The 25970-nt window shown below is 40.9% G+C and carries 25 protein-coding genes and 2 pseudogenes; 7 read left to right on the plus strand and 20 right to left on the minus strand.

Going from position 1 to position 25970, the window contains the following annotated elements; translation table 11 throughout:
• Positions 1-326 precede the first annotated feature (326 nt).
• The 3 genes from NIE88_RS05520 to NIE88_RS05530 all read right to left on the minus strand — a co-directional run bounded on the left by NIE88_RS05520 (position 327) and on the right by NIE88_RS05530 (position 2516).
• Positions 327-500, minus strand: a complete 174-nt coding sequence (locus NIE88_RS05520) for a hypothetical protein (RefSeq protein ID WP_253059967.1) — start codon at positions 498-500, stop codon at positions 327-329.
• Positions 501-676: 176 nt separating this feature from the next.
• Positions 677-958 (minus strand): hypothetical protein, encoded by a 282-nt coding sequence (locus NIE88_RS05525; RefSeq protein WP_253059973.1) that lies wholly within the window; start codon positions 956-958, stop codon positions 677-679.
• 640 nt (positions 959-1598) lie between these two features.
• Positions 1599-2516 (minus strand): alpha/beta hydrolase, encoded by a 918-nt coding sequence (locus NIE88_RS05530; RefSeq protein WP_253059976.1) that lies wholly within the window; start codon positions 2514-2516, stop codon positions 1599-1601.
• Between the two features lie 125 nt (positions 2517-2641).
• On the opposite strand from NIE88_RS05530, the gene NIE88_RS05535 reads away from it, so the two are divergent.
• Positions 2642-2989, plus strand: coding sequence for a winged helix-turn-helix transcriptional regulator (locus tag NIE88_RS05535; protein ID WP_253059978.1), 348 nt, complete (start codon positions 2642-2644; stop codon positions 2987-2989).
• 1239 nt (positions 2990-4228) lie between these two features.
• Here NIE88_RS05535 and NIE88_RS05545 read toward each other — a convergent pair.
• The 5 genes from NIE88_RS05545 to NIE88_RS05565 all read right to left on the minus strand — a co-directional run bounded on the left by NIE88_RS05545 (position 4229) and on the right by NIE88_RS05565 (position 8275).
• The gene (locus NIE88_RS05545; protein WP_253059980.1) at positions 4229-5158 is read right to left on the minus strand and encodes a hypothetical protein; all 930 of its coding nucleotides are present in this window, start codon (positions 5156-5158) and stop codon (positions 4229-4231) included.
• Positions 5159-5403: 245 nt separating this feature from the next.
• On the minus strand, positions 5404-5892 hold the full coding sequence (locus NIE88_RS05550; RefSeq protein WP_253059982.1) for a hypothetical protein: 489 nt from the start codon (positions 5890-5892) through the stop codon (positions 5404-5406).
• Between the two features lie 50 nt (positions 5893-5942).
• Complete coding sequence (locus NIE88_RS05555) at positions 5943-6725, minus strand: helix-turn-helix domain-containing protein (RefSeq protein WP_253059984.1); 783 nt, start codon at positions 6723-6725, stop codon at positions 5943-5945.
• 766 nt (positions 6726-7491) lie between these two features.
• Entirely contained in the window at positions 7492-7653 is a 162-nt protein-coding gene (locus NIE88_RS05560; RefSeq protein ID WP_253059994.1) for a hypothetical protein, read from the minus strand.
• Positions 7654-7678: 25 nt separating this feature from the next.
• Positions 7679-8275 (minus strand): TetR/AcrR family transcriptional regulator, encoded by a 597-nt coding sequence (locus NIE88_RS05565; RefSeq protein ID WP_253059996.1) that lies wholly within the window; start codon positions 8273-8275, stop codon positions 7679-7681.
• Between the two features lie 101 nt (positions 8276-8376).
• Here NIE88_RS05565 and NIE88_RS05570 point away from each other — a divergent pair, with 101 nt between their 5' ends.
• The 3 genes and pseudogenes from NIE88_RS05570 to NIE88_RS05585 all read left to right on the plus strand — a co-directional run bounded on the left by NIE88_RS05570 (position 8377) and on the right by NIE88_RS05585 (position 12177).
• The gene (locus NIE88_RS05570) at positions 8377-9786 is read left to right on the plus strand and encodes an MDR family MFS transporter (protein WP_253059998.1); all 1410 of its coding nucleotides are present in this window, start codon (positions 8377-8379) and stop codon (positions 9784-9786) included.
• A 517-nt stretch (positions 9787-10303) separates the two neighbouring features.
• Positions 10304-10851: pseudogene (locus NIE88_RS22345) on the plus strand (T7SS effector LXG polymorphic toxin).
• A gap of 1188 nt (positions 10852-12039) precedes the next feature.
• Positions 12040-12177 (plus strand): FbpB family small basic protein, encoded by a 138-nt coding sequence (locus NIE88_RS05585; protein ID WP_253060018.1) that lies wholly within the window; start codon positions 12040-12042, stop codon positions 12175-12177.
• A 131-nt stretch (positions 12178-12308) separates the two neighbouring features.
• Here the strand turns inward: NIE88_RS05585 and NIE88_RS05590 are convergent, their stop codons facing one another.
• The 4 genes from NIE88_RS05590 to NIE88_RS05605 all read right to left on the minus strand — a co-directional run bounded on the left by NIE88_RS05590 (position 12309) and on the right by NIE88_RS05605 (position 14890).
• On the minus strand, positions 12309-13046 hold the full coding sequence (locus NIE88_RS05590) for an SDR family NAD(P)-dependent oxidoreductase (protein WP_253060033.1): 738 nt from the start codon (positions 13044-13046) through the stop codon (positions 12309-12311).
• 136 nt (positions 13047-13182) lie between these two features.
• On the minus strand, positions 13183-13605 hold the full coding sequence (locus NIE88_RS05595) for a pyridoxamine 5'-phosphate oxidase family protein (protein ID WP_253060035.1): 423 nt from the start codon (positions 13603-13605) through the stop codon (positions 13183-13185).
• Positions 13602-14048, minus strand: coding sequence for a MarR family winged helix-turn-helix transcriptional regulator (locus tag NIE88_RS05600; protein WP_253060037.1), 447 nt, complete (start codon positions 14046-14048; stop codon positions 13602-13604). Before NIE88_RS05600 ends, NIE88_RS05595 begins: the two co-directional genes overlap by 4 nt.
• A gap of 428 nt (positions 14049-14476) precedes the next feature.
• Positions 14477-14890 (minus strand): MerR family transcriptional regulator, encoded by a 414-nt coding sequence (locus NIE88_RS05605; RefSeq protein WP_253060039.1) that lies wholly within the window; start codon positions 14888-14890, stop codon positions 14477-14479.
• A gap of 181 nt (positions 14891-15071) precedes the next feature.
• Between NIE88_RS05605 and NIE88_RS05610 the strand changes: the two genes are divergently transcribed.
• Entirely contained in the window at positions 15072-16040 is a 969-nt protein-coding gene (locus tag NIE88_RS05610) for an aldo/keto reductase family protein (RefSeq protein ID WP_253060041.1), read from the plus strand.
• Between the two features lie 455 nt (positions 16041-16495).
• Here the strand turns inward: NIE88_RS05610 and NIE88_RS05615 are convergent, their stop codons facing one another.
• On the minus strand, positions 16496-17341 hold the full coding sequence (locus tag NIE88_RS05615; protein ID WP_253060043.1) for an AraC family transcriptional regulator: 846 nt from the start codon (positions 17339-17341) through the stop codon (positions 16496-16498).
• A gap of 515 nt (positions 17342-17856) precedes the next feature.
• Here NIE88_RS05615 and NIE88_RS05620 point away from each other — a divergent pair.
• Entirely contained in the window at positions 17857-18468 is a 612-nt protein-coding gene (locus NIE88_RS05620) for a LysE family translocator (RefSeq protein ID WP_309247020.1), read from the plus strand.
• 140 nt (positions 18469-18608) lie between these two features.
• On the opposite strand, the gene NIE88_RS05625 is transcribed toward NIE88_RS05620, so the two are convergent.
• The 5 genes and pseudogenes from NIE88_RS05625 to NIE88_RS05645 form a co-directional block, all read right to left on the minus strand.
• A complete protein-coding gene (locus NIE88_RS05625) occupies positions 18609-19079 on the minus strand; it encodes a DUF5680 domain-containing protein (RefSeq protein ID WP_253060047.1) in 471 nt (156 codons plus the stop codon).
• A 60-nt stretch (positions 19080-19139) separates the two neighbouring features.
• Positions 19140-19583 (minus strand): VOC family protein, encoded by a 444-nt coding sequence (locus tag NIE88_RS05630; RefSeq protein WP_253060049.1) that lies wholly within the window; start codon positions 19581-19583, stop codon positions 19140-19142.
• A 149-nt stretch (positions 19584-19732) separates the two neighbouring features.
• Positions 19733-20119 (minus strand): carboxymuconolactone decarboxylase family protein, encoded by a 387-nt coding sequence (locus NIE88_RS05635; RefSeq protein WP_253060051.1) that lies wholly within the window; start codon positions 20117-20119, stop codon positions 19733-19735.
• A 66-nt stretch (positions 20120-20185) separates the two neighbouring features.
• Entirely contained in the window at positions 20186-20800 is a 615-nt protein-coding gene (locus NIE88_RS05640) for a Crp/Fnr family transcriptional regulator (RefSeq protein ID WP_253060053.1), read from the minus strand.
• A gap of 379 nt (positions 20801-21179) precedes the next feature.
• Positions 21180-22413, minus strand: a pseudogene (locus NIE88_RS05645) (MFS transporter).
• Positions 22414-22962: 549 nt separating this feature from the next.
• Here NIE88_RS05645 and NIE88_RS05650 point away from each other — a divergent pair.
• Positions 22963-24057 (plus strand): TIGR04053 family radical SAM/SPASM domain-containing protein, encoded by a 1095-nt coding sequence (locus NIE88_RS05650; RefSeq protein WP_253060542.1) that lies wholly within the window; start codon positions 22963-22965, stop codon positions 24055-24057.
• 603 nt (positions 24058-24660) lie between these two features.
• On the opposite strand, the gene NIE88_RS05655 is transcribed toward NIE88_RS05650, so the two are convergent.
• Both NIE88_RS05655 and NIE88_RS05660 read right to left on the minus strand, forming a co-directional pair.
• The gene (locus NIE88_RS05655) at positions 24661-25530 is read right to left on the minus strand and encodes a PHP domain-containing protein (protein ID WP_253060056.1); all 870 of its coding nucleotides are present in this window, start codon (positions 25528-25530) and stop codon (positions 24661-24663) included.
• Positions 25527-25970 (minus strand): GNAT family N-acetyltransferase, encoded by a 444-nt coding sequence (locus tag NIE88_RS05660; protein ID WP_253060058.1) that lies wholly within the window; start codon positions 25968-25970, stop codon positions 25527-25529. Before NIE88_RS05660 ends, NIE88_RS05655 begins: the two co-directional genes overlap by 4 nt.

Below are 25970 nucleotides of genomic sequence, written 5' to 3' on the forward strand. Positions count from 1 at the left end.
AAGCAAGTAGTTTAAAACTATGTCCAACTTTTGGGGTTCACATCACATGGATGGATATTTTCTTATTATGTTAAGCCTGCGTTTCCCCCACAAATATCATTATCCATAATCTCCGTCAATCGTGCAAATCGCAGTTTTATCAATTGGACCTCTTTTCTCAATCGCTTCCTGCAACGTATGGCCGATCTGTTCCAACTCATCCTCTGCCAAAATAGGACGCGGTATTTTTTGTTCATTAAGTGACTATTCGCGTATCCGTGCTATATGTTCCGGCAACATCATCCGCATCGATTCCCACCGCATGTTTGATCCTTCGGTCAACTTGTTCATCCTAATCCACCTTCTCGTGTTGGTACCTGCTTTAACTTCTTGATTATCTGTTCAATCTCCTGCCGATCATGACCGGTCCGTTGCTCCAAATCGTTCAAGTTGATTGTCCGACCGAAGTTCTGGTCGTTTAAAATAATCCGCCGAAGTTTTCGCTCAAAATCAGAGAGCATATGCATCATCCTTTACCAATAATTTACGAACGTTTATTCTTATTATGCATTGTTTTGCGAATGAATGTTCGATATAATTTATGGAAAAGGAGAGTGAAAAAGTATGCGCCCAGGGGACATTGTTGTGATTATTTATCAGGACAGATTGGGTAAATTTACGAAGAGACGTATTCGCGTCATTTCCGTTTCCGACCAATACATCCGGGCGTATTGTTTTTCTCGCCGGCAGATCCGAACTTTTTCGAAAGATCGCGTCTTTTTTTCGGTGCGAGTAATTTCTGCTTGATTTCCGGATCGTGGCAAATGTAGACGGATTCGGTAAGTTTGTTCAAATAGCCTACATCTTCAAAGATAAGAAACCACTGATCGGCAGAATCCAGTACAATATCTTCCAGTTCCCATTCCGTAAACCAATCTTTATTCAAAATTTCACTTACCGTAATTAATGTGTTTTGCATTATTATCGCCTCCCATTAAATAAGTAGGAGTACGTTATAAAAAATGATTAGTACCGGAAGACTCTTTGTCGGGGAAACTAGATGATCTGCATGGGGAATTCTAAATTACCGACTAAGTTACCGACCGAACTATGGACAACACGGATAAACATTGTCCAAAATAATCCAATCAATTAATAAAATTAGTGATAATAGAGAACTATAGATGTCTATTGTCCAATCGTGTCTTTCACCCAAAATTCCATGGTAAGGAAGGGGTCGCTGGTTCAAGTCCAGTTGGAAGCTTACCTATAAAGCGTTGATGCATCAAGGCCTCTAGTAAATGGGCTTTGATGTGTTTTTTATTTTTATCGACAACTGATTAAGATGATTAGTCTTGTAGTGCCAATACTGATGCTGTCAGATAAAAAGAAATGATTTGCTTCATATGACATTCCCGGCGGGTTTGATTGAAGCAGACCATTATCATATTAACGTGTTAAATTTCTATTGTGCTGCATCCATTCTTGTCGCGGATATTGCCATCCCGTCAGTATTCACCGCCGGCGATTTTATTTTACGTTCCTTTTTCCTTAATTGTACCTAATCAGCAAATACTGATGAGAAAAATTATAAAATCAATATGAGGTTGTATTTCTATTTATAAAGTAGGCGGATGAACAACGGCCGTATTTAGGTGCCTGGTTAAAAAAGAAATAGCCAATTCAGTCCAGATGGCTATGTCGAAATTTAGCAATTCTCCATTTTCGACAGTATTATAATTCCCCAAAGATGAACCATGGTTTCCACTTTCAAACATATGAAATTCATAAGGAATTTTGTTATCGTTCAATTTCTCAACAAATTTAATGAGTTGTCCAACATAAATCATGTTGTCATCGGCTGTACCCCATATAAATATAGGTGGTGTGGCAGGAGAGATGTGATTAATCGGACTAATGCGCATTAAATAATCTTCAGATGGATGTTTACCCGAAGCAGCTTGCATAGCCATGTCTAAAAAGTCCTTTTTCTTCATACCGACAAGTTTTAATAGTTGATCTTTATTTTCGTCCTCCGCAATTTTTTGACTTTGGTAGTGAAAGTCCAATAGTGGATAACATAAAATGACGGCATTTGGTTTTAAAAATTCATTACTTGTCGATAGTTTCTCCGAGAGAAAAGATTCATGCCATTGTGTAGCTAAAGAAGCACAAATTGTACCGCCAGCAGAAAAACCAATCACGCAAACTTTATCCGAATCAACGTTCCATTCTTTTGCATGTTCCCGTATTGTAAGAACCAGTTTCGCTAAATCAAAAACGGGACTGGGATAAACGCCGCTGTCAGATGAATCTGTCGTATAATTGAGCACAAAAGACTGAAAACCTTGATTTAGAAAATACAATGCGACGGGTTCTTTTTCTCTATCTGTGATTCTCATAAATCCTCCACCACCGCAAATGATCATAGCAGAATGCTTTCGATTGGGTTCAATATCCGTTGAATTATCCATTAAATAGGCAACATAGTCCGTTTTTTTATCATTTTTCCATAACTGCTCTGTTTTAATAATCATAAAGCTCCTCCTCAATTTACTATTGATTCATCATGGTATTTTTATTATACTTTGTATAAAATTTATTTAAAGTACGCAGTATTTTAATACAAGGTATGGTAGCTGATACCATAGGGAGACAGCATATGTCACGATATGATGCATTTACTAAAAGTTTAGAGGATTACAAAGGTGATTCGAACTGTCCTGTATTTAAATCACTAGAGTTGTTACAAGGAAAATGGACTTTAAAAGTAATTTTTTTCCTTTTAAAAAATGAATGTATGCGTTTTGGAGAATTAAAAAAAGCAATACCACAGATTACAAATACGATGTTGACAGCTACATTGAGAGAGTTGGAGCAGAGCAATATCGTTAAAAGGGTTCAGTACAATGAGATACCGCCTCATGTTGAGTATTCTCTGACAGAACAGGGAAAGGCACTGCTTTCGGTGTTCTATGAGTTAGGATGTTGGGGAAAAGATTATTTATAAATTAAGAAGAGCTCTGCTTTGTACCTAGTGCAATTTATCTAAGACATAAAAAATAATTGAATTTCTTAGCTTCTCTTGATTGATGTGATTAATGCAGGAAGTTGAGATTGTACGCGACAATCTCATGAGCCATGGTAACTGGAAGCAATGTTTAATGATGGTCCTGATACAGAAGTGACGATCAAACTATGATCTACAAAAGCCGTTCATCTGTCTTGACGAAGGGCCGCTCTTGCATATCGATAGGATCTAGCTGGCCCTTCACTGCGGCTGAAGAACGAATCGAATTACCTTGCTGTATCTCTTAAGCAAATGTGTAGCTACGATGCACAGAAAAAGTGCCGTTCTTCCTCACACAAATCTTTGGATTGGAATGAAAGGCGTTATCATCTTGCTGGAACATTAGGAAATGCCCTTTTAGAAAGGAGAAAAGGGGTTAAAGAATTATTTTCGTTTGATCTGAAATAACGAGTACAAAAAAACTCGTCAATCAGCGGAGTTTTTTTGTATGCTCCCTTACGAGCGAGATAACTTCCCCGTGCTCTGCTTCTTACGCCCGATTGGATAGGTTTTTTCAACAGAGAAGTTCCCTTTACAATCAGACATTGCCTTAGTTTTGACAATTCAAGGTATAAGAAAGCGCACAATATTGATTTGTAACGGTATACTTTTGTGATGAAATTATTTGGATGTTCCAAGATGTAACCTGTGTAAATCTTCTAAGGCATTTTTCCAAACAGAATCAAACCATGCTCTTGCCTGTTGCCAATTTTCGTCATTTTTCCATCCTGAATGGACTAAAAAGACCTCAGTACATGATTTAAAGGCTCACAAGTATTCATGAAAGATGAAAACTGAACGGGACCTTTCCATTCAAAAGCGAGCAATTTGTTTTTTTCGATGGCAGTAATCTTACAACCAAGTGTACTATTTATTGTGTGATTTGCGCTATTCCAAAACAGTTCATAGTTCCCACTCAGGCGCGCTTGAACGTCGGCAGATTCAACAAGCTATTTTTGAAGTTCATTATTTTCAGTAAACATTTTGAAAGCCGTGTCGATACAGCAATTCAATTTTGTATGATGATAAATAACTTTATCCATAACGACACCTTTTTCTTTCTAAAAAAATTCAAACCGATTTTCTTATCATTGTTTGCGTAAAATCGATACTTGATTAGCTAGGTGTATTTACCTTAACTAAAACCAGTACATTCTTGCGGTGCCGGTAAATGAATCATTAATCTTCAATGCTGTCAAAAGCTAGCAGCAGTCGCATGTTCTTAATAACTATATTCGCTTTCCACCAGTTTTCACTAATTGCGAATTCTTTAATAAAGTTATTCCAACTCCATGTTATATCCCAGACACCTTCCGCACTTCTTGTGTCTAAGATATAGTTAAGTTCTTCAGTAAGAAATTTATCGTTTGCTTTATAAAACGGGCTGTAAGGTGATTGAATAAACATAGATGGTTTGCAACCATAGTCGTTCCAACGATTTGCGTCTCTTTTAATTAGATAGCTTATCTGTTGAGAGAGCAGGCGGCTTAAATGGTCATAATCAAATTGGTCATGTAATTTCATTTTATCAATGGACATAAGCATATGCTGGACGCATAAAAGTGGGTGCATTTCCAGGTGGGGATTGTGCAAAAATAATTGTGACAGTTCCTGACTGATGGTTAATCCCTTTAAATAGAGGTTACTGTTCCTGTCGGCATATTCTAAAATAAAACCTGCTATAGTGGCAGTTGGATTATACTCTTTGCGTGGCATACTGTCTGAATCAGTATGCCACCATTGAGCGTGAGGGTAGTCGTTATTCGATGAAACTGTATTTTCCCATTTACCATTCTTAAAATCAGCTCCACTATCTAAATACTTTAATATTCCATTGATTATTGGATGATTTTTCTCATCAAATTCAATCTCTCTTAGAATTTCCATGGCAGTGGTTGTTTGAATGGGTGTGGAATGAGGATTCCATGAATCAGCCTCCAATGCATGGCCAAATCCGCCGTCTTGATTTTGATATACGGATAATGTATTTAACACATTTTCTTGGGAACCGTCTTCAAAGTGATACTTCCATCTTGCCAGATCCAAAGGACGAGCATGGCGATACATCCAGTTTCTAATAACAGAAAAATCGAATTTAGATAGTTTCATCCATTTTCCCACTCTCGAATTATTTTTTTTAAATATACACGTTTACTTGCTTTAACTTAACATTAAAAACCACTGCCGGACAACCAGATATTTTCGTTGATTAGGACAATGGTTCAAAGGGAGCTTTTCACATAATAAGTAGTCGGGTGAAGGATACAAAAAAAGGCTTTCTTATACAGAAAACCGCTGGTCCGATGAAAAAATGATGAGAAATGCATCTGTTATGAAAAAGTTAGCGGCAGTGATCAGAAGTCCATTCTTATTTTAGATATCTTTAAATGCTTCTGTTTATTAATTGAAAAGTTAATTTTACCATAAGCTTTTCTGCCAACAATTTTGATTCGATACGTTCCTTTGTTCACGTTTATTTTTTTATGGCCTTGCTGATTTCCAGTTAGTACCGTTGTGATTTTCTTGTCCGGGCTGATCAAAACCACTTTAAAATCTCCGTGAGTAACCGTGGATTCATAATTAACGGTCAAATTGATGTTTTTTGTTGCTTCTACAGTCCAAATGGTATCAGTTCCGGAGAATCCGCTATATTTTGTGTTCGTTTTATGATTTGCTTCTTCGGAGTCATTCCTGCTTTTAAAAGTAAAGCTGTCACCTTCTTGAACGATTTTATTAGTGTCTGTGTAACTCGTTTCTTTCCCTCCGTCGCTTCTGCAACTGCTCAAGATTCCGATTAATAGTACGGAGCATAGACACAATAAAAGGCTGGTTCTTAATTTCAAATTCCATCATCCTTCCAAGCATGAGAATGTGTGCCGATCTTGCTTACGGATCACCTAAAAAAGAAGGTTAAAAAGTCAATAATCGGTTTCCATAGACGCGGGTATTCTTTATCAATCAGCTGTCTGACCTGTTCGGCTGAAAGATTGTTAAAATCAGAATGAGTGACAAGCGTTTCGCCCCCTCTTACGGTATGGCCAATCGCAAGGTGTGCGTTCGCATAGTCTCCGATGGCGACATGTGAGGCGATCGCCGCCGCGCCGATCGAAAACATGCCCATAGATAGGGCGCCTAAAGTAACAAAGCCGATGGCGATTGCACCAATGGCGAGGCTGCCGATCGCCAGTCCGCCGGCGGCAGCGAGCAGCCCCAGAGCTGCTCCGCCCATTCCGATGATTCCCAGAGATACCCCGCCGATACACAAACCGCCAAAGGCAAGACCACCAAGAGACAAGACCCCAAATGAAATATTCCCAAATGCGAGTATGCCTTTGGCGACACGGATACCATTAAAATGAAAGTTAATATGAACCAAAGGAAGGCCAAACAGGGTCCGCTTGCTCTTATACTCATAATGGCGGCGCATTGACGACGAATTGACGGATCGTTGTACTTGGGCGGAACGACTTTCACTAGCGTCCTGATCCTTGACCAGCGAATCAATACTCACATCGAACAAGTCGCTGAGAGCGATCAATTTGTCCAAGTCCGGCAGAGATTGTCCGGACTCCCATTTCGACACGGCTTGTCTCGAAACGCCGAGATTTTCGGCCAGCTTTTCTTGAGACCAGCCTTTTTGTTTTCTTAAATTCAGCAGTTTATCTTGAAAATTCATGAAGATCACCTCCAATCAAGCGTACAAAACAGTGGGAGAATGGGCAATCAACCAAAACTGTCAATCTGTCAACCGGTGGTTGCATGTGCAGAATTTGAAACAACACGATCAAAAAAGGGAAAAGGTTTATTGATTAGATCAGTCTGAAAAAACTCGGCCATTCATTGCCGAGACAAATCAGCATCCTAGGAGTTATAGGGATAGTGGGCATCCTTTGCTTGAATTTTACAACAATAATCATTGAACAAATAGGTAAGGGCACCTGGAAAAATGTGCGCTGTCTCTCTTTGACAATGACATTATCTCAAAGATATGACAGAAAAAAGAAATATAGTAAGGATTTATATATTTGGGAATGCAGACCCACTTTTTAATTTTCAGGTATTGGTTTTATACGTAATTTTATCGAAAACAATGACATCGGCAGCGCAATGATTTTAATATAATGTAGGGTGTCTTCAACATGAGATAGAGAAGCATTCCTTGATAGCATCCATTCCAAACCAAGCCGGCAGATAAATTCATACTTCATTTTATTTAACAAGAATCAAATGGCAGAAGATTTTTGAAATGAGAGACAATGATGCGGAGAGATAAAGATGAAAATTAGATTAGGATTTGCTCCCACTCTTATCATAGTGTTTTTAATGTACGCATATCGTCGATCATGATCGTCGTGTTGATTTGGTACTCGTGAAAATATACTGTAGGGAAACTGAAAATAAGAAAGTAATTGTCACTATTGTTACATACAAATATCGTTTATTTAAATGAGTACGCACATAGCCAGATGAATGGAATGATAGCCAACGATGTAGGGAAGTTTCGCAATCAGAAATTCAGATTCCATTTCCGTTTGATAAAAAGACACCAAACCGCGAACCAAGAGTATTAGTGAAAAAATAAGAATACCAATAAGGGATAACATGAATTCCGGAGTCCTCTTCATGTTCCTAGCTTTTCCCATTGATTTGATACAAGGGCATGAGAATGGTGTCCACAATCTCGGCAACCGTAGCTTTTGTCAATGTTCCATGGGTAAGGAGTTCATTAATAAAAAGTAGCGTAGGCAGATTTTTCATACGCTCAGTGACGGTGTCCGGATTAACCTCTCCTCGCGCTGCGGCGCTTGTTAAAATTTTGTCAATGGATTGACGAATCATATTATTTGAATTCACTGCCGCAAAAATTTTATCCATTGACTCCCCAATCTGCTCTGAGATCAGTCCCTGAATGGTTTCCTGGCCAAGTGAAGAAAAGGCCACCACCGGAGAAGATAACAAAGTAAGGAGGTCGGTACGTAAATCGCCGGTGTTCGGTGTTGCTATGTCTACCTTTGGGCCGAATCGTTTAAAGGCGGCAACAACAATCTGTGCCTTTTTCGGCCATCTCCGATATAAAACGGTTTTGGTGGTTCCTGCAGCTGCGGCAATTCCCTCAATGGTTAATTTTTGATAGCCCAAATCGTGAAGCTGCTGCCAGGCAGCGGTTAATAATGCGTCTTCAAGTTCGGTGCCGCGTCGTCGTGATTTACGTTTTTGCTGCTCCATTTTTTTCTCCCAAAATAAACTTGCTTTTTCTTATTTTTTATTATAGCATAATCTATATTAGATACGGAAGTATCTTAATATAACGAAAGGAATAACAACTTATGAATAATGGAAAAAGTGAAACAAAAAATTTAAATCAATTGATCGCAATCAGTTTCATTTTGGTGCTTGGCGCATTGGCGCCTATGCTCGATACCACTATGGTCAATATTGCCGTTAATTCAATTATTGTGGATTTCCACACCACGGTTTCATCAGTTCAGTGGGTGGTGACCGCTTATGTACTGGCTATTGGAATTGCCGTACCCATTGCGGGATGGGCTATCGACTGGGTGAGCGGTAAAACATTGTATTTAGGCGCTCTGATTTTATTTTTACTGGGTTCGGCAGTCGCCGGTTTTTCCGGGAGTATTTGGCTGCTTGTCCTCAGCCGAGTGATTCAAGGAGCCGGAGCGGGAATGATTATGTCGGCTCTTTCAACATTAATTGTACGTGCTGCCAGTGGTGAAAATCTTGGGAATTTGATGTCAATCGTTGGCCTTCCTGCTGTCTTCGCCCCGATACTCGGACCGACAATCGGAGGTTTGATTATTGATCACCTAGACTGGCATTGGATTTTCTATATCAATATCCCGATTGCCCTTTTCTCTATTATTCTTCTGCTTTGGAAATCGCCGAAATTTGCACCAGAGAAAGGGGGGAAACGTCTGGATTGGATCAGCATCATCTTATTTGCCGGATCGTTTACCGAACTGATTCTTGGGATTACTAAGGTCAGCACAACAGGCAACTTCTTTGAACGTCAGGTGATGGTGCCACTTTCGATCGGTGCGAGCCTATTGATTCTCTATATTCTTTATGCATGGATCTGGCCGAAGCGCGCGTTGGTCAGTCTCAGTCTTTTTAAGCTGCCAAGTTTTTCGGCATCCTCGCTTCTATTATTAATGTCGGGTATTACCATCAATGGGGCGATGCTTCTTCTGCCGCTCTATTATCAGAATATTAGGGGGGCAAGTGTTGTCTGGACGGGAATTTATTTAATTCCTCAGGGCATCGGTATGTTGCTGACCAGAACTCAAGTCGGAAAGATTACCGACCGTATCGGCGCGCGGTGGGTGGTCATGTCAGGTATTTTGATATCGGTGCTCGCCACACTTCCGTTCGCATTTGCCGATCAGCACACTTCTCAATGGATGCTGCTGCTCGCCCTTTTCTTTCGCGGCGCGGGACAGGGCGCGATGATGATTCCGATTATGGCAGATGCGTACACAGGATTATCAAAGAAACAAGTTCCGGAAGCGACGATCAGTACACGGATGCTTCAAAATATCGGCGGGGCGTTCGGCACGGCAATTCTTGCCACCGTTGTGCAGCATCATCTGTCGGGCACCGTACCGACGATCACCCATATTTCCGATGCATACAATGTCGCATTTATTTGGTCGATTGTCAGCACAGTAGTTGCAGTTATTCCTGCTTGGTTTTTAAGTATCAAAAAGAGTCGCGCATAACATCAAGTTAATAAGCTGGCGGAGTGATTAAGAATTCATGACTTATTCAGTTGAACGCCCTATATTAAGGGATGAAGTGATTCTGCTCCCTTAATTTTCTTGCCGCTGTTTTTCAATTTGGAGTAATTTAAACAATTTATCGCAGATGCCTCTAAAAATTTGCAATCGATGCTCTAGTCATAATGGCAGGGGATTCCCTGTCGAGTATTGTCGTTCCATCGCCATTTCATAAAAGTTCACTGATTTTTTGGGAGTTTCGGCCGTGTTCAACGATTGGTCACATTTTATACACTAGAGACAAACTAGAATTCAGTTTCACCACATTTGCACCAGAAGGAAAATCATCACGATTCTTTCCAGCCAACAATTTGAACTTCATGAACAAAGGTCAATCAAGTTAATCAAGCAAGTTATATGAGAAGGTGATCCAATGAGAGTGGATTCAGGCAGTGCGGGTTCAGCGAGCGACACCAAAACCTATGATGCTGAATCACTTATAGCTGCCGCAAAGGCTTGGATGAACCATTACCAAACTCTCCGCAGTCAATTCCATACGTTGCGAGCGGCGTTTAACCAAATTGTCAATCCAGGCGCTGATTTTCAAGGAAAAGGCGCGGACGCGATCAAAAATTTCTATGCGGCGCAGGTGAATGTCGTCGATGCCTGGTTACGGATGATTGATAAGAAGATTGCCTATTATCATGGTGTGGCCGGTACGATTGAGGATAAAAATCTTGGCGGAGATACTCGCGTTCAGATCCCTTTTCTGAATGAAGATTTATCTCAAGGGTACGCACGCTCAAAAGAAATGATACGTGAGCAGGTGACGCGTTCGCCAAAGTTTTAAGCAGCATCTCGGATCTTGTGTCCATGAACGTGTTCTCAACTCATGAGGTTGATCAAGCGCTCGATGCAGCTGAAGAAAAGCGAGTTAAAATGGTGCTGGATGTTCAGGATCTCGATCAAGGCTTGACGAATGAATATCAGCAGGTCAATGAAGATATACCGTACATCGCGTCACTTTACGGGGAGCTGGTCAACGCCACCAGGCAGGGGGTAGCCTAATGTATGTGTTTGGAATCACGAAGAATCCTCTGATTTGGATCCTGTCACATATAGTACAAGTGACAACTTTGAAGAATTTCTAAATAGTTTAACAGATTGATTCTTTGGTCAAATCAACTTTTATCGGGTGCTCCCCACTCAGTCAAGGTTTCTGAATTCGGATATCATGTAGTACATAAGGCGAATGGGGAGGATTTAACTAGAAATTTTTTAAAAGATGCTTGAATAGGAACCAAATAGGGTACACGTTGAAATCAACATGAGTATTGATTTAGTAAAGAACAAAGCACTTGATTGAACTTAAGGCAACAAGTGTTTTTATTTAAATGCACATACGCCTGCGAACCCACAACATACGCAGGTTACCACTTTCCAAAATAAAGTTTTGAAATGGCAAAGAGAAGAAGGAAGAAGATAATTCAATGTATGAAAAATTTTCCACAATATTATAAACATGATGTTTACCCTTCAAGTGGGGGAATACTCCCATGGGCATACACTGATAATGGTGACGAATTGTACTGGTTAACAGATGGAAAGCCTGATGAATGGAAAATTGTAGTGTATGAATCGAGATCACCAGATCATGATACTTACTTACAATGGTAAAATTTTTATATCAAATAATGACCGAAAGAATTAATATGCAGTGCATTCCCTGAAGACTTTCCAAGTGATGAAACAACATTTGTTTCAGTGAATGTTGCGTAATTATTTAACCTTTAGTAGCTATACGTCTTTCAAGGCTTTTTGTTACAATGCAGTTCAATAATTTATATAGGAAACAGAGAAATGTTTTAGAAAAAGAATAGGAAACCAGTTTCGTGATTCGGAAGGCATGGATAACCCTTGTTGCTCAAAATAGTCAAATTAACCGTACTGATAGCGGGCAATGCACTAAAAGTGGCGCTACCCAAGACAGTGATCATTAAAGCCACTGTGAGAGGTGGCTTTTTATATAGCCATTGAACGTCGCGCGGATCTCTATTATTTTATTTTTCTGACCAAACCACATAAAAAAACACTTGAAATATAATTAAACATAGTGGTATAGTGTGAATAAGAATCCTTCTGTTAAAAATAAACTCACCATCTTCTCTGCACCCTTGCAGGGAAACTTTTTTATACGGTGAATGCGGGCATGATAAGAAAATGAATGACAACTACAAACAAAAGGGGATGGATGACATGAGGAAGAAACTGAGGTATCGTCAATTGATTCAAAGCAACAAAAGAGAGATTTTGAATAGCAAGCATGATTTGGATCGGATTGAGATGATTATTGATCAGAGACGCGTGAAAAAGAGTGAACGTTCACACCGCTAAGGATTTCTTTGAAAAACAGAGGAAATCATCAGTAGATTTCTGTATCGGTTATTTGCTCGTTCATTGCGGCCTGTTAAAGTTCGTTCCGTGCTATTAGCAGTTCTTTTTAATGGTGAGAGTGAACTGCTACCCTAATTGTCCCGCCTCATCAGACTGAAGCTCTGTGCGGTTGGACCAATCTCCGGTTGTGATGCTAAAAATAGGGCTAAGGGGGTCACATCTTCAGGCTCTTTCACCCATTCTCCATCTATTTTAAAGACACTGTCCTTCGAGTCATTGTCCATTGTCGTGTTGACAGGCCCAGGGATCAGTTCATTAACGCTGATTTTAAATTTGCTTAATTCCTGGGCGAGGACACGGGTCAACATCCATAATCCCGCTTTAGAACATGCATATGCAGAGCTGCCTTGGCGCCCCTTGTGCCCGACACCGGAGCCGATTGTTATGATTTTTCCGCCGCGCTGTTTCATATAGGGAATTGCTGAATAAGCACAATTATATGCGCCGATGAGGTTTACATTAACCGTTTCAAACCAATTCTGCGGTTCGCTTTCCTCAACTAAATTTCTGTCCTTATTGATACCCGCGTTGATAACGAGAATATCGACGCTGCCAAAGTGTTCAGCTGCTTTACGAAAAAGTTGCGTAACGGCATTTAAATCAGTAACATCAGTTTGGATGGCCAAAGCAGTGCCGCCATCCGTCTGTATTTCCCGGACCACTTCATCAATGTCTTTTTGTGTTCGCGCAGCGCAAACGACGGAGGCTCCGTTTTGGGCGTAGGCCAATGCTATTGCTCGGCCGATTCCCCGGCCTGCTCCGGTAATGACGGCTGCCTTGCCGACAAGCGATTTTTCTTTAGCATTCATCGCGCGTTCCCCCTGCTTGGATCTTTTTCGAAGAATTAATTTTATTCAACACCAATCACTTCCACAAGACAAGCGGAGGGTTTTGAAAAACTGGGCTTTTGAATTAATGAAGCAAAGGGATATCTTTCTGATGATTTTACTCGATGGTAAATTCAGATGAGATAAACTTTGAGTAATATCTTCCGCGTTTACCAGTGAATTTCAAAACACAGTAATCAGGATCGGTTACGCCGAGTGGATAATACTTTTCATCGCCGTTGCGCCATATCAATTCCTTGCTTTTCTCGTCTGTAAGTACTTCCATTTCGCCGGTAAGCATGAGCCCTTTAAAAAACCGAGTGTCAGAAAAGTAGAGGCTTGCTTTCGGATTTTTTCTAAATTGTGCAGCTCTTAAAGACGATGTGTTTGTTGTGAGATAAAAGAGTTTAATCCCGTCACGCACCCTGGCATTAAACATCATTTTCGCATTGGGGTAGCCCGATTCATCCACGGAGCCGACAACAATATTTTTTGTCTTTTTTACCAGCTTTAAGGCGAGATTGATTACATCGCTGCTCATGGTTCGTCCTCCTCGAATTTTATCAAATTGCTTAAAATATGTTGCAGCGTGCGCTCAAATGCATCAATTTGTTCTTCGGATAATCCTTGATAAAACAAATCAATCATTTCGTTAGAAACATCTGCGTACGTTCTCTTCAAAAGTTTGCTTTTCTCTGTCAGCGAGACAATTGTTTTCCTTTTATCATTCTTATCAATGGTTCTCTTGACATGTCCCGCTCGTTCCAATCGAACCAGCATACTTGATAACGTTGCCTTACTTAATGCGGTATCCGTGACGAGATCGCTGATTGATCGGTCATCGTGCTTCCATAAAACAAATATTATTCTTCCTTGTGCGGAGTTCAAATCGGTAACAGCATAACTTTTGAGTTTTTTATCAAAAATTCTGCTTGATACTTGTTTTACTTTCGAAATAAGGAAACCACCCTCTCTGCTTTTCAATTGAGTCACTCCAATTAGTTGGTTCGATATAGAACAAATATAGTTCTATATCGAACTTTTGTCAAGCGCCCATTGACAAATGCTTCGCCCTTTTGCGCGTTTCGGATTTTAAAATTCAGAAAAAGCACATGGAAATATGGCATTAAAAAATTAGTTGACAATAATGTGTACTTGTTATAATAAATGATTTTGAAATATTAGAATAACCACAAAGTAAGGAGGTGTTTACATGAAAAAATGAGTGCACCAGTAAATGAGCCCTTGAGGACTCAGAAAAATAGTTATGAAATTTCATCAATTGATGGGAGGGGGATGCCGGAAGTGTTAATGTAACGGTTTGTTATGCTTTTAGTACATGTAAATCTCAATGTGCTGTGCTCTCTCAATTATCGGTTTAAGGATGCATGGTTCTCAATTGCCTCAAGCTGTTAAAACATATCCAAATGGTAGTCTTCCCACTTAGGGGGTGACTTGTGCTGCTGTTTAGCTGTTCTGATATCTTGGTAATAGTTAAGTTTTCTTTTTATATGGCGTTGGTTATTTTGCAGCAACTCCAGCTGATTTGCCACTCGGTCGCAATGATTCTCGAGCAAATCGATTACTTTGTCAAGATTATGTTCCTGATTCTCATAACGAAAAAGAGTCTGGAGCTCCGCGATGGTCATGCCCGTATTTTTAAAACAGCGTATTGCGTCTAAACGGCTCAGATTATCGTCACTATAAATTCGTTTATTTCCCTCGCGTTTGACATCTTTGATTAGGCCGATATCTTCATAATATCTCAAAGTAGATGCGGGCAAGTTATATTTTATTGAAACTTCGGTTATGGAATAAGCACTCATATTATATTTTTCTCCAAATTAAGTATTTACTTCAAGTATACTTGAAGTGGTATGGTTTAGTAAACTAGAGCATTCACATAACAGAGATTCCGGGTACTTGCCCAAGGGTATACGGAGCCATTTTCACGAATCAGAAATTTTTCTAGTTTGAGCTGTCACAACTATATGAGGAGTGTTGATTTTGAACTATCGTCGTTTAGGTAAGCAAGGGGTAAAAGTTAGTGAACTTGCATTAGGCAGTTGGATGACGGATGTCAGTGAACCGGACAAACAAGAGTTGGCTGCCCAAAGTATTAAACTGGCATATGAAAACGGCATTAATTTTCTTGACTGTGCCGACGCATACAGTGGGGGTGCCGCCGAAAGATTTTTGGGTAAAGTATTAAAGGACTATCCTCGGAAAGAAATTATTTTATCAAGTAAAGTTTTTTTCCCGACCGGTAAAGGTGTCAATGATCGTGGCCTGTCCCGAAAACATATTATGGAATCAGTTGATCAGTCTTTAGCGAATATGCAGACGGATTATTTGGATCTTTATTTCTGCCATCGATTTGATCCTGAAACTTCCCTGGAGGAAACCCTCCAGGCGCTGAGTGATTTGGTTGACCAAGGAAAAGTTTTGTATTACGGGGTCAGTGAATGGCGGCCGGTTCAGCTATTAGAAGCTCAGCTAGTCATTCAGGAACGCGGCCTTCACCCGATGTCGGTTGTCCAACCGCAATATAATATGTTTGACCGCTACATTGAACACGAATTACTGGATGTATGTGAGAAGCTCGGGTTAGGGGTTGTACCGTTTTCACCATTGTCACAGGGATTGCTGACCGGTAAGTACCGAAAGGGTCACAAAATTCCGGCCGGATCACGTGCCACTTATCAGGATCAGATAAGAGATCTATTGACTGAAAGTAATTTAGACAAGGTAGAGGAATTGGTCAAGATGGCTGCTGAACTGGACACGGATCTTGCGACATTTTCCTTGGCATGGGCGCTTCACGATCCACGGATTACCAGTTTGATCACCGGTGCCAGCAAACCGGAACAGTTAAATAGTAATTTAAAAGCATTGGATCTTCAAATTCCAAATGACTATTATAATCGCATCAATGAATTATTTCATTTCAAAAAGTTCTCCAGAAAAATTGGATAATCTCGATTTAAGATGATTGACATAGCGCATACGAAATGGACATCATCAATCCGGGCAAAGCAGGTGCTGATCCGCTGTATGCTGTAAAGACAACGAAGCGATCATTTTCAAGCAACCATTAGGTCAAAATAGTTTGCCCACGACAGTTAAAGCCTTCATCCTTTTCACCGGATGAAGGCTTTTTAGGGGGAAATTTCTTCACCTTATGGACGAACGGTTTCGGCAAACGTTGTCATCTACTGTTTGCACGTTCCCTCTTGGCGGAGACGACATTCTTGATCTTCAATGTTTTAACTTGTTTAAATATCCTTATCCATTGATGGGGCATCGCCCTGCCTGAAAGCTGCATGATAACCGATATACATCAGATCCGCAAAAATAGAATGTGCTCCTTCGGCAGATAGAGAAAAACAACACAGATTGTATATACGCCGTTACGAAGGAGCCAATGCGGTTCATTTTGGCAAAACAGGCACCCAGAGTTCATGTCTTGGTTTATGCTTCGGACCGTAATAACATTCGATACACGGTAGATTTGCGAGCTCAAATCCGGAGGTGGGGATCCATTCTGAATATAAACGTTGCCATGCGTCGACTACGTTTGGAAAAACGGCCCATGTACTTGCGGGAATAACCAACGGTTCCATACCTGCCGGGGCTTTCTTATCGTATCTCACACCCATAAAGTAAGAAAATTCTTCATCTGTTATGGCGGCTTCTTTGCCGCAAACTCCCAAAATACCTTCGATTTTGCATTTTGGATTTTCCCATGACATATCTTTTAGCTGCTGCAAGAATCCATCTTTTTTCGCAGTGTTCCAAAGTGTAGGGATTGCTTTGAATGCCCGGCTTGTTTTTACCGGCTTACTTTTTCCTGCAATTTTTAATTCAAAATCAAGGTTTTCAATTCTGTACGCCATTTCGGTATCTCCCTTAATCGAAATTTGAAAGGAAATTCTCGGAAAGGCTCTTAACTGTACCCCATTATTGCGCGCCTGGGAAGGGGTTATTCCATGCACTTTTTGAAAAGCGCGTGAGAACGTATCGGAAGAAACATAACCGTACTTGATTGCCACATCAATGATCCGAATATCGCTTTTTTGGATGTCAAACGCCGCGCGTGTTAAACGTCTTCGTCGAATATATTCTGAAAGCGATACACCCGAGATTGAAGAAAACATTCTTGAAAAATGAAACTCAGAGCAATGAGCCGCTTTCGCAATCTCTTTATAGTCTATTTCTTCATCCAGACTATTCTCAATGTAGTCCAATGCATCGTTCATTCTTGCCAGCCAATCCATAAATTCACTCCCTTTCTTTCAGTAGTTACTTTAAAACATAATAGATAATCAATGCCGACATTTCATGCCTAAAAATGTGGGTATAGAAATACTCCTTTTAACAGAATAAGGATAAGCAATTTGTTCCTGCCGGATCTTTTTCAATATAATGAAACTTTGGACGCATAGGGTCTGCATGTCAGCAAGGGGGACAACTCTTTTAGACAGGATAACATCAAACCTTCTCGGTGAGGAAGGGGAACCCAAAAAGCTTGAAATAATGTTTAAAGTTAGGGAAGTTATGAAAATGGATTAGTTAATAATGTAAAAGGTGTTCTCAAACAACTTCATAGATGATAAGTGAAAATTATTACGCAGTGCTATGATATCTATATCATTTTTAAGTGTTGAACCCGCGCATCAAGTAACAAATAATTAACGTAAGGCTGTAAAATATATTTATTTTTGATCATGTGCTAAGCTTAACGAAAAATAGTTTATGAGGAAGATGAGACTGTGGTTGATTCGGTTACTTAATCAGTTTTTCACTTGTAGCATCGGGAATTGTCTGTGCACCTGGACCAAATATGATGTATCTTGTCTCCTGCTCTCTGACTCAAGGCAAGAAAGCCGGTTTCATATCTTTATTAGGTGTTGTTACAGGGTTTATTGTCTATATTATCGCAACAATCTTGGGACTTGATTTTATCTTTAAAACGGTGCCTTTGCTTTATTCGGCAATCAAGATTGCGGGAATCATTTATTTGCTGTGGATGGCATGGAACGCCGTAAAGCCGGGCAGTCAGTCGGCTTTTGAACCGCATAATATTCCTCATCATACTCTGAAAAAACTCTATTGGAACGGATTAATGACGAATTTATTAAATCCGAAAATAGCGGTTCTTTACATCTCTCTGTTACCACAATTTGAGCATTCTCAAAATGGTTCGTTGGCTTTGCAAATCGGAGTGCTTGGAACCACACAGGTTATCATCAGCTTCTCCGTAAACTTGTTAATCGTGCTCTTCGCCGGACAAGTGTCCCAACTGTTAAGAGAAAGACCCATATGGAGAAAAATCCAAAAATATTTCATGGCAACTGTTTTAGGACTACTTGCGTTAAATTTGGCATTTACTAAAAATAAATAAATTCTGTTGCTCTTTAACTCAAGATTAGTGCTTTCATGCTGCATTGTACTGAAATGCAAGAACCTTCGCCCAATAAGCGGAGGTTTTAGCTATCTGAGACAGAAATGGCTGGACGTAGATTGACAGATGAAAATAATGGGTTATTTAATAAATCCTCCGGAATAGTTGAGACGGTAGACTTCTCTATCCTTTAACGAAATTATTTCCATGCCTTTGAATTTTTCGAGCGTGCCTTCGTTTGAATCGGAGTAGATAAAATCGCCGTTAACGAATGTTTGCGGACCGCGATATGGATTTTCCAAGTTAACTTGACGCAGGGCTTTTCCCAAAAAGGTATAAATAACTTTCGTTGCCTGCTGATCGCACGTATTGTCAACGCCACCCGAATACACCATTGACCATAAAGGTGTCTTTTGATAATAGACCGTTTCCTGTCCGACAAAATAACTTAATCCAAAATAAATATCTCTATAAAAAAAGTCCCCGTTCTGAAACTCTAATTGTTGCGATCCTTCAAGTTTTGGAATGACGGATGCTTCATCACCCTGAGAAGCATAGGTCGTTTTCTTTGCATTAAGTAAAAAATCCAAAAATATTTTATTTGAAATCATGTGCGAACGGTCCCCCAAGCATCAACTGAATTAATTATAACACGGGAGCCTGTTTGCTGATTAACAACTAAAATAACTCGATCTATTGAAACTGACGATTTCGTATTCGATGCCTTCTGAGTCTTTGATGAAGAAGGCGTAGTAGTCCTTACAATATTCAGGATATAATTGTGGTGGATGAACAATCGTCATCTTAAATTCTTTTATCTGTGCAAACAGACGGTCGACTTCTGTGCGAGAACGAACATGAAACGCAAGATGATGAAGTGCTCCGGGTCTTCTTCTGCTCACTTTTTCATTCTTGTATGCAGAACGTGGGCTGACGATACCCAGTGAAAAATTCTGATGATAATATTCAATGATTTCGTATTCAGACTCAGGGATTACCTCTTTTTCTTTATCTTTTAAATAAAATCCCACTAGAGGCAAAAATTGATCGTAAAATGCCTCTGCCCTTGTTATATCGGATACAGTAATATGAATATGATCGATGACAGGGGTCAAGGTACCACCTCATATAATTAATCAGATTTTGTTCTTGTTTTGCCGGATCAATACTTATCATGATATCAAACTGTTTCGAAGTAAAACCATTATCTCGCAATAATTGTTTTCTGGGAAACATGCTTATTGAGTCACAGTAAAACAATTACTTAATCTAAAGGATTAATTTTTCTTTCCTTAAATACTTGATTAACAATGCGCATCGTGTTCAAAACTCTTGGGAGTCCACAGGGGAGAGAGCACTGAACGATTGCCTCAACAATTTCCTTTGGCCTTAATCCTGCATTTAGACCGGCATTTATATGAAGATGCAGCCATGAATTGCAATCACCTTGTGTTGTGAGCGAAGCAATTAATACAAGTTCCCTTTGTTTTAAATCAAGGCCATCTCTACCAAAAATATCGCCAAAGGCGTACTCTACAATATGGTTGCCAAAACCGGGTGCGATGCTCTCTAATCGCTTAATCGTGTCCTCACTCTGCTTTCCACCAACTTGTTGCATCGTTTTCCAGCCTTTTATAAATCGGTCAGACATAAAATCATCTCCTTGTCGTGAATGATTCTTTCACTAATCATTTTAACAAGGTATACCAATCCTTCATTATCCTATGTTAAGAGATTTCAATTTTGCTCGTATTCTGCTTAATGAAACAGGAGATATCCCAATGTAGGATGCAATCTGTAATTGTTTTATACGATTTTCTAGTCCCGGAAAATTTTGCTTGAATCGAAGATAGCGCTGCGTAGCGTCATCCAGCATTAAGGATTGAATTCTGCCCTCCTCAATCTTATGTATTCGTTCAATCTCTTTAGAGAACATCTCTACCCAGCATGGATGCATTAACAGCCTCTTTGCTTCTTTTATATCATCCACTTTTAGAACGATGGAATCCTCTAATGCCTGAAAATAATACTCTGAAGCTTCAGGAAGATAGTCTATGTCTACTAAAGAACGACTGTGAGCGGACATAAAATCGTTTTCCCTAAAAAAGTGCTTGGTGAATTCTTCTCCGGATTCTTTAATATAAAAACCTCGAAACAGCCCGGATATTATAAGTCCAAACCATGGTTTGGTGTCGCCTGATCGGATAAAGAAGTCCCCCTTCTGAATAGAAATGGGTTTCAGTAGCTGGATAAATGAATTTAACTCTTTATCAGAAGCATCAATATAAGAATAAATTTTTTCTGTAAGTTGATTTTTAAATACCGGCTTCATTTTATATTCCTTCTCACAATAATCACAAAGATTCTGAAAATAGTATAACATAACATGTGCGGTAGAGTCGGGCATATGAATAAGATTTATTTGTTTGTGATGAGTTTCCGATTGTTCTTCGACATAACATGAAATAATCAATTCAAACAATAGATGAAGCACATAAGCGGAAAGTGACATCCATACCGATTTTGGGAGTTGGCAATAGTTCAGGTAATCACGATGCGTTTTGAATGGATACGGATTGATGTCAGATGAAAAAATGATCCGCGCCAAAAGCCCTCCGCACTGGCCCGCGAAGGGCTTTTGATTACATATAAAACGCTCTTTATATCATAAATTTCTAAGTTACTCAAAAGAGTTATCTTGTCAGACATTATTATTTGTTGCTTCCTGACCGGGTGGCATTCCTTTTCGCCCAATAATAAGCGGACACGGACAGCAGCAGGGCAACGACGAGCATGATGATCGTTCCGGTTAGTACGACGGCTCTTATTGAAAAATATTGCGTCGCCAGACCAAAAACGATCGTTGTCATAATGACACGAGTATGGCTTCAATTAAATCATAAAGACTGCCGACTCTTCCCATAATTTGCGTCGGTATGCTCTGCTGGTAGAAAGTCAAGAACCCGGCATTTGCGAAAGCCATGAAAAAGGAAAGAATAAAGAACCCTGTTGCGGCAACAGAAAACGAGTGAGAAACGGCATAAAGAATATAACCCAATGAAAATAATAGAGAACCTATTTGGATTAGGAACGAAATCGAAAACTTCCGGGCAAAAAGTGAAGTGACAAACGCGCCGCAAGCAATGCCGGCCCCGGCAATGCTGACAAGAAAACCGTAACTTGTATTGGAAAGAGCTAAAACGGTTTTTGCAAAAGCTGCTTCAAGAGAATCAACAGATGCTGCCATGACCATCATGCAGCTGAATAAGAAATAGACAGTCATAACTAGTGAATTTTTCAGGCTGAATTGAATGACAACCTGCCAATCCATTTTAATGATCTGAAGAGACATTTTCTCTGTGATGGCAAAGCGGGTATGCTTTTCCGCATCGGGCAGGGACAGGATGACCAACGCTGATAGAACAAAGGACAGCCCGTTTATATAAATCGCAAACATCGGGGAACCAATCAGGAACAATAATCCGGCAATAGCCGGACCAATTAAGAACCCTCCGGATTCGATTAAACCTCTTAGGGAATTAAATTGTTTTCTTTGATCCGGTGGCGTAACTTTTGTAATGTAGGTCATAGAAGTTGGGTTAAATAGTGAACTTGCCATGTTAATGAGTAAGACCATGAGAAATATAAAGAAAAGTGACGATATGCTGGGCAAAAGGAAAATGAATCCGGCGCGCGTCAGATCGAGTACAATCATCAGTTTACGTTTATTCAGCTGATCAATGAGGCTTCCCGACCAGAAATTAGTCAACAAAGTTGCTACCGGCTTCAGTATATAAAGGATAGTGACAGCTAGTGGTGAGTGGGTCATATCAAGAACAATTAAATTGAGGGCAATTAGGTGTAAATCCAGTCTCCGACATTAGAAATGCCAATGCCAAGTAATAGGAGCAGTGAATTTTTCCAGAGTGTTAACCTTTTGCTGATTTTCATAATGACTACCTCCGTTTAACCTTTAATCAATGTGGTTAATCGAGGGCAGGAAACATCGTTTTTTCATTAGAAAACGCACCTCCAAGACGAATCAAGTCTTGGGGACGAGATCAGCTTCGTGGTGCCACCCCAGTTCGCAAAACGGTTACCCGCATTTGCCTTGTCAGGTATCAACTATCTGTGCTCGATAACAGGAGCGCTGTCGCATGATCATCTCGTTGACTCCCATGCGTGGCTCAGGGACTTGTTTCAGCGTGCCCTTGGTTCTTTTCACCAATCGAATCTCTCTAAAAAGAGCAAACATAGCTTACTTTTCTCGTCATCGCTTTTCGTGTTTAGCAATGAATTTAGCATAATAATCAGAGAAAGTAAATGGAAAAAGCCCTGTTTTTTTCGAAAGGAGATCTAGAAAAAGGCGCGTCCTAAAACTTATCTAGCGTCATGAACAACCGCCAAAGGTATGATAAACCTCACTGGTGAGGCAGCCACAGTAGAGTAGAATGTTAACAAATGACGCGAAGGAGGCACTTTATTGTGGCTGAAATGCGAGATTACAACCAAACCCCGTTCATCGTTATCTGGGAAGTGACACGTATGTGTCCGCTCCACTGCCTGCATTGCCGCGCGGAGGCGCAATTGCATCCGTATCCGGGTGAACTGACAACGGCAGAGGGGAAAAAGTTGATTGATGAAATCTACAGGATGGACAATCCGCTGCTGGTGTTTACGGGTGGTGATCCGTTGATGAGAGCGGACATCTATGAACTGATCGGCCATGCTTCTCAAAAGGGGGTGCGCGTGTCGATTACGCCATCGGCAACGCCGCGCCTGACACGCAAAGCAATGCGTCGGACGAAAGAGGCGGGAATCGCGCGCTGGGCGCTGTCTCTGGATGGGCCGGACGCGGCAACCCATGACTATTTCCGCGGATTCCGCGGCACATTTGAGCGCACGATGAAGGCGATCAAGACGCTTAATGAGCTGAACATGCCCTTTCAAATCAATACAACCGTTACACAATACAATGTGGACAAGCTGCCTGAGATTGCCGAACTGATGGCTCGATTGGGTGCAGTTGTCTGGACCCTGTTTTTTCTTGTTCCGACCGGACGCGGCGACCGACTCAAGCCGATCAGTCCGGAGCTGCATGAATCGGTGATGCACTGGGCTTTTCAGCTTCAGGAGCATGTTCCTTATATGATTACTACAACAGAAGGACAGTTTTATCGCCGTGTGATGTATCAGGGGAATGTGACAAGAATCAATGAAGGCCTAACAACAATTGGACGTTTTCACGATGATTTGGTGCGGGCGCCGCGCGGAACAAATGATGGCAATGGTTTCATTTTTGTCAGTCACACCGGTGATGTGGAGCCATCCGGCTTTCTTCCCATTGTGTGCGGCAATGTCAAAGATAAGACACTTGCAGAGATTTATCGGAATTCGCCTGTTTTGCAGGCATTGCGTGATCCGGATGGTTTCAAAGGAAAATGCGCGATCTGTGAATTTCGCTATATGTGCGGTGGTTCGCGCGCACGGGTTTATGCGGTTACGGGTGATTATTTAGCATCTGAGCCGTATTGTGTCTATATGCCGCAGGAAGTCTGCGAATCAGGAATGACAGATAAGACTGTCTAGTGGAAATCGATCAGCTTTATTTTTTAACAAAATAAGAAAAATCGGACAAAAAACGCCCGGTCCTTACTTCCACAGGATGTGGTGACTTTCGCATTGCATACAGGACGTATGCGCATTTAGCGAAAGCTCCTTATACGAAAGTTTTTCTATTGTTATTGAAAGCACCTTTACTCCAAATGCCGTTTTGAATCATCAACCGTGTGATGTGCTTGAACAAACAGTTCTGTTTCATGAAACATTCTGGTCCTTCAGCAAAATAAGCGGAAATTTTCCGGTTATATGCACCATGGCGCTTGTTTCACAGGTATATAAGGGTCATTTTTCCACTTATTCACAGGAAAACCCTCCATTTTCACGTTGTTCGATTTGATAAGCGGAATTTCTCCGTCTATTTCTTAGATCGGGGGCTTACCGGATTGCCGAACCGAATCTCATGATGCTTATCGTCGTACCAACAAGCCAAAACGCTAAACTTTTATACGTAAAATAGGGCATTTTATATTTTCATCCAAGCGGCGTCCCTTGCCTCTCAATCGGGTTATGAATGTTTCTTTACTTGAAAAAAAGCACCGAATGGCCGGTGCCCGGATGTGTTGAGGTAAATCACGATTGAATGCTTTTGCCAGTCTGGTCTCTTTTTTCTTCGAGCAGAGCGAACCGATCACGGTCAATGCTGCGTGAGCCGGGAACAGAACCGGTATCTGTATAATAGCCGTGGAAGTCCGATCCGCCGGTTTGGGCGAGATGATAGGTTTCGGCTAATTGCATTGCTTTTTTCTCGTCGGCTGCGTCGTGGAGCGGATGAAAAACCTCAATGCCGCCCAGGCCAGCCTCGACAAATTCGGGAACTGCGGAGAAGTTGTCAAATTGGCCGGGATGGGCAAGAACTGGAACGCCGCCGGCCTTACGAATCGCGTGAATCGCGTCGATTGCGTCAAGGTAGTGAACAGGAACAAAGGCCAGCCCAGGCAGGGTCTGACGATCGCCCCTGAAAAATAACTTTTTATAGAGCGGACCATATATGGAATCGGTATAGCCATTCAAAATAAGTGCGTGCATGATGTGCTGCTTATAGACGCCGGTGCCGTTTTCTGCCAGCCTTAATACTTGCTCCCAAGAAATATGGTATCCGGCTTGAATCAGTTTTCGTGTCATGAGCCGGGAAGCGTTGTGCCGTTCCTCGCGCATTGGGCGGCAGAGTGCTTCAAGTGCCGGGTGTCCGGACGCGACAAAGAGACCGAGAATGTGCGTGCGTCGATTTCGTTTATAGTCATAGGCGGAGATTTCAATGCCGGGAATGATGTCAATACTCAGATCTTTGCCAAGAGCAATTGCCCGTTCAAGACCGATTGTTGTGTCATGATCAGTGATGGCCAGCTTGCTGATGTTGTTTTGCGCGGCGAGCTTGAGTACATCTTCAATTGAGTAAGAATTGTCGGAACAGTTTGTATGGCAGTGCAGATCGATAATCATGAATTCAACTCCGTTCTAAAGCTGATGCCGTGCTGCTGAAATCCAAGATGTTCATAAAATGCGTGCGCGCCTTGCCGTTTCAAATCACTGGAAAGCATCAATTTGTAGCAGCCTTGATCCGATGCGCGTTTCATGGCATCCTGCATCATTGTGGTACCGATTCCTAACCCTTGTGCTTCGGGTGTCACGATGACATTTTCTACAATGGCAATTTTTAGGCCGCCATGGCCGAAATTATCAAGGATAATCAAGGAATATGTTGCGAGCAGCTTATTTTCGGACCAAACACAGAAAATTTTAAAATAAGGATACTGATCTATTTTCCTGAATAACGATTGAGCGTCTTTCATCGTCATTGAATGCTGTTCGTCAAGCTGTCGCAGCAAGTGTACATAGCGGTCGATATCTGCCAATGTAAGTTCTTGAATGGCAACTGTCAC

The sequence above is a fragment of the Sporolactobacillus shoreicorticis genome (assembly GCF_024125445.1).
Lineage (GTDB): Bacteria > Bacillota > Bacilli > Bacillales > Sporolactobacillaceae > Sporolactobacillus > Sporolactobacillus shoreicorticis.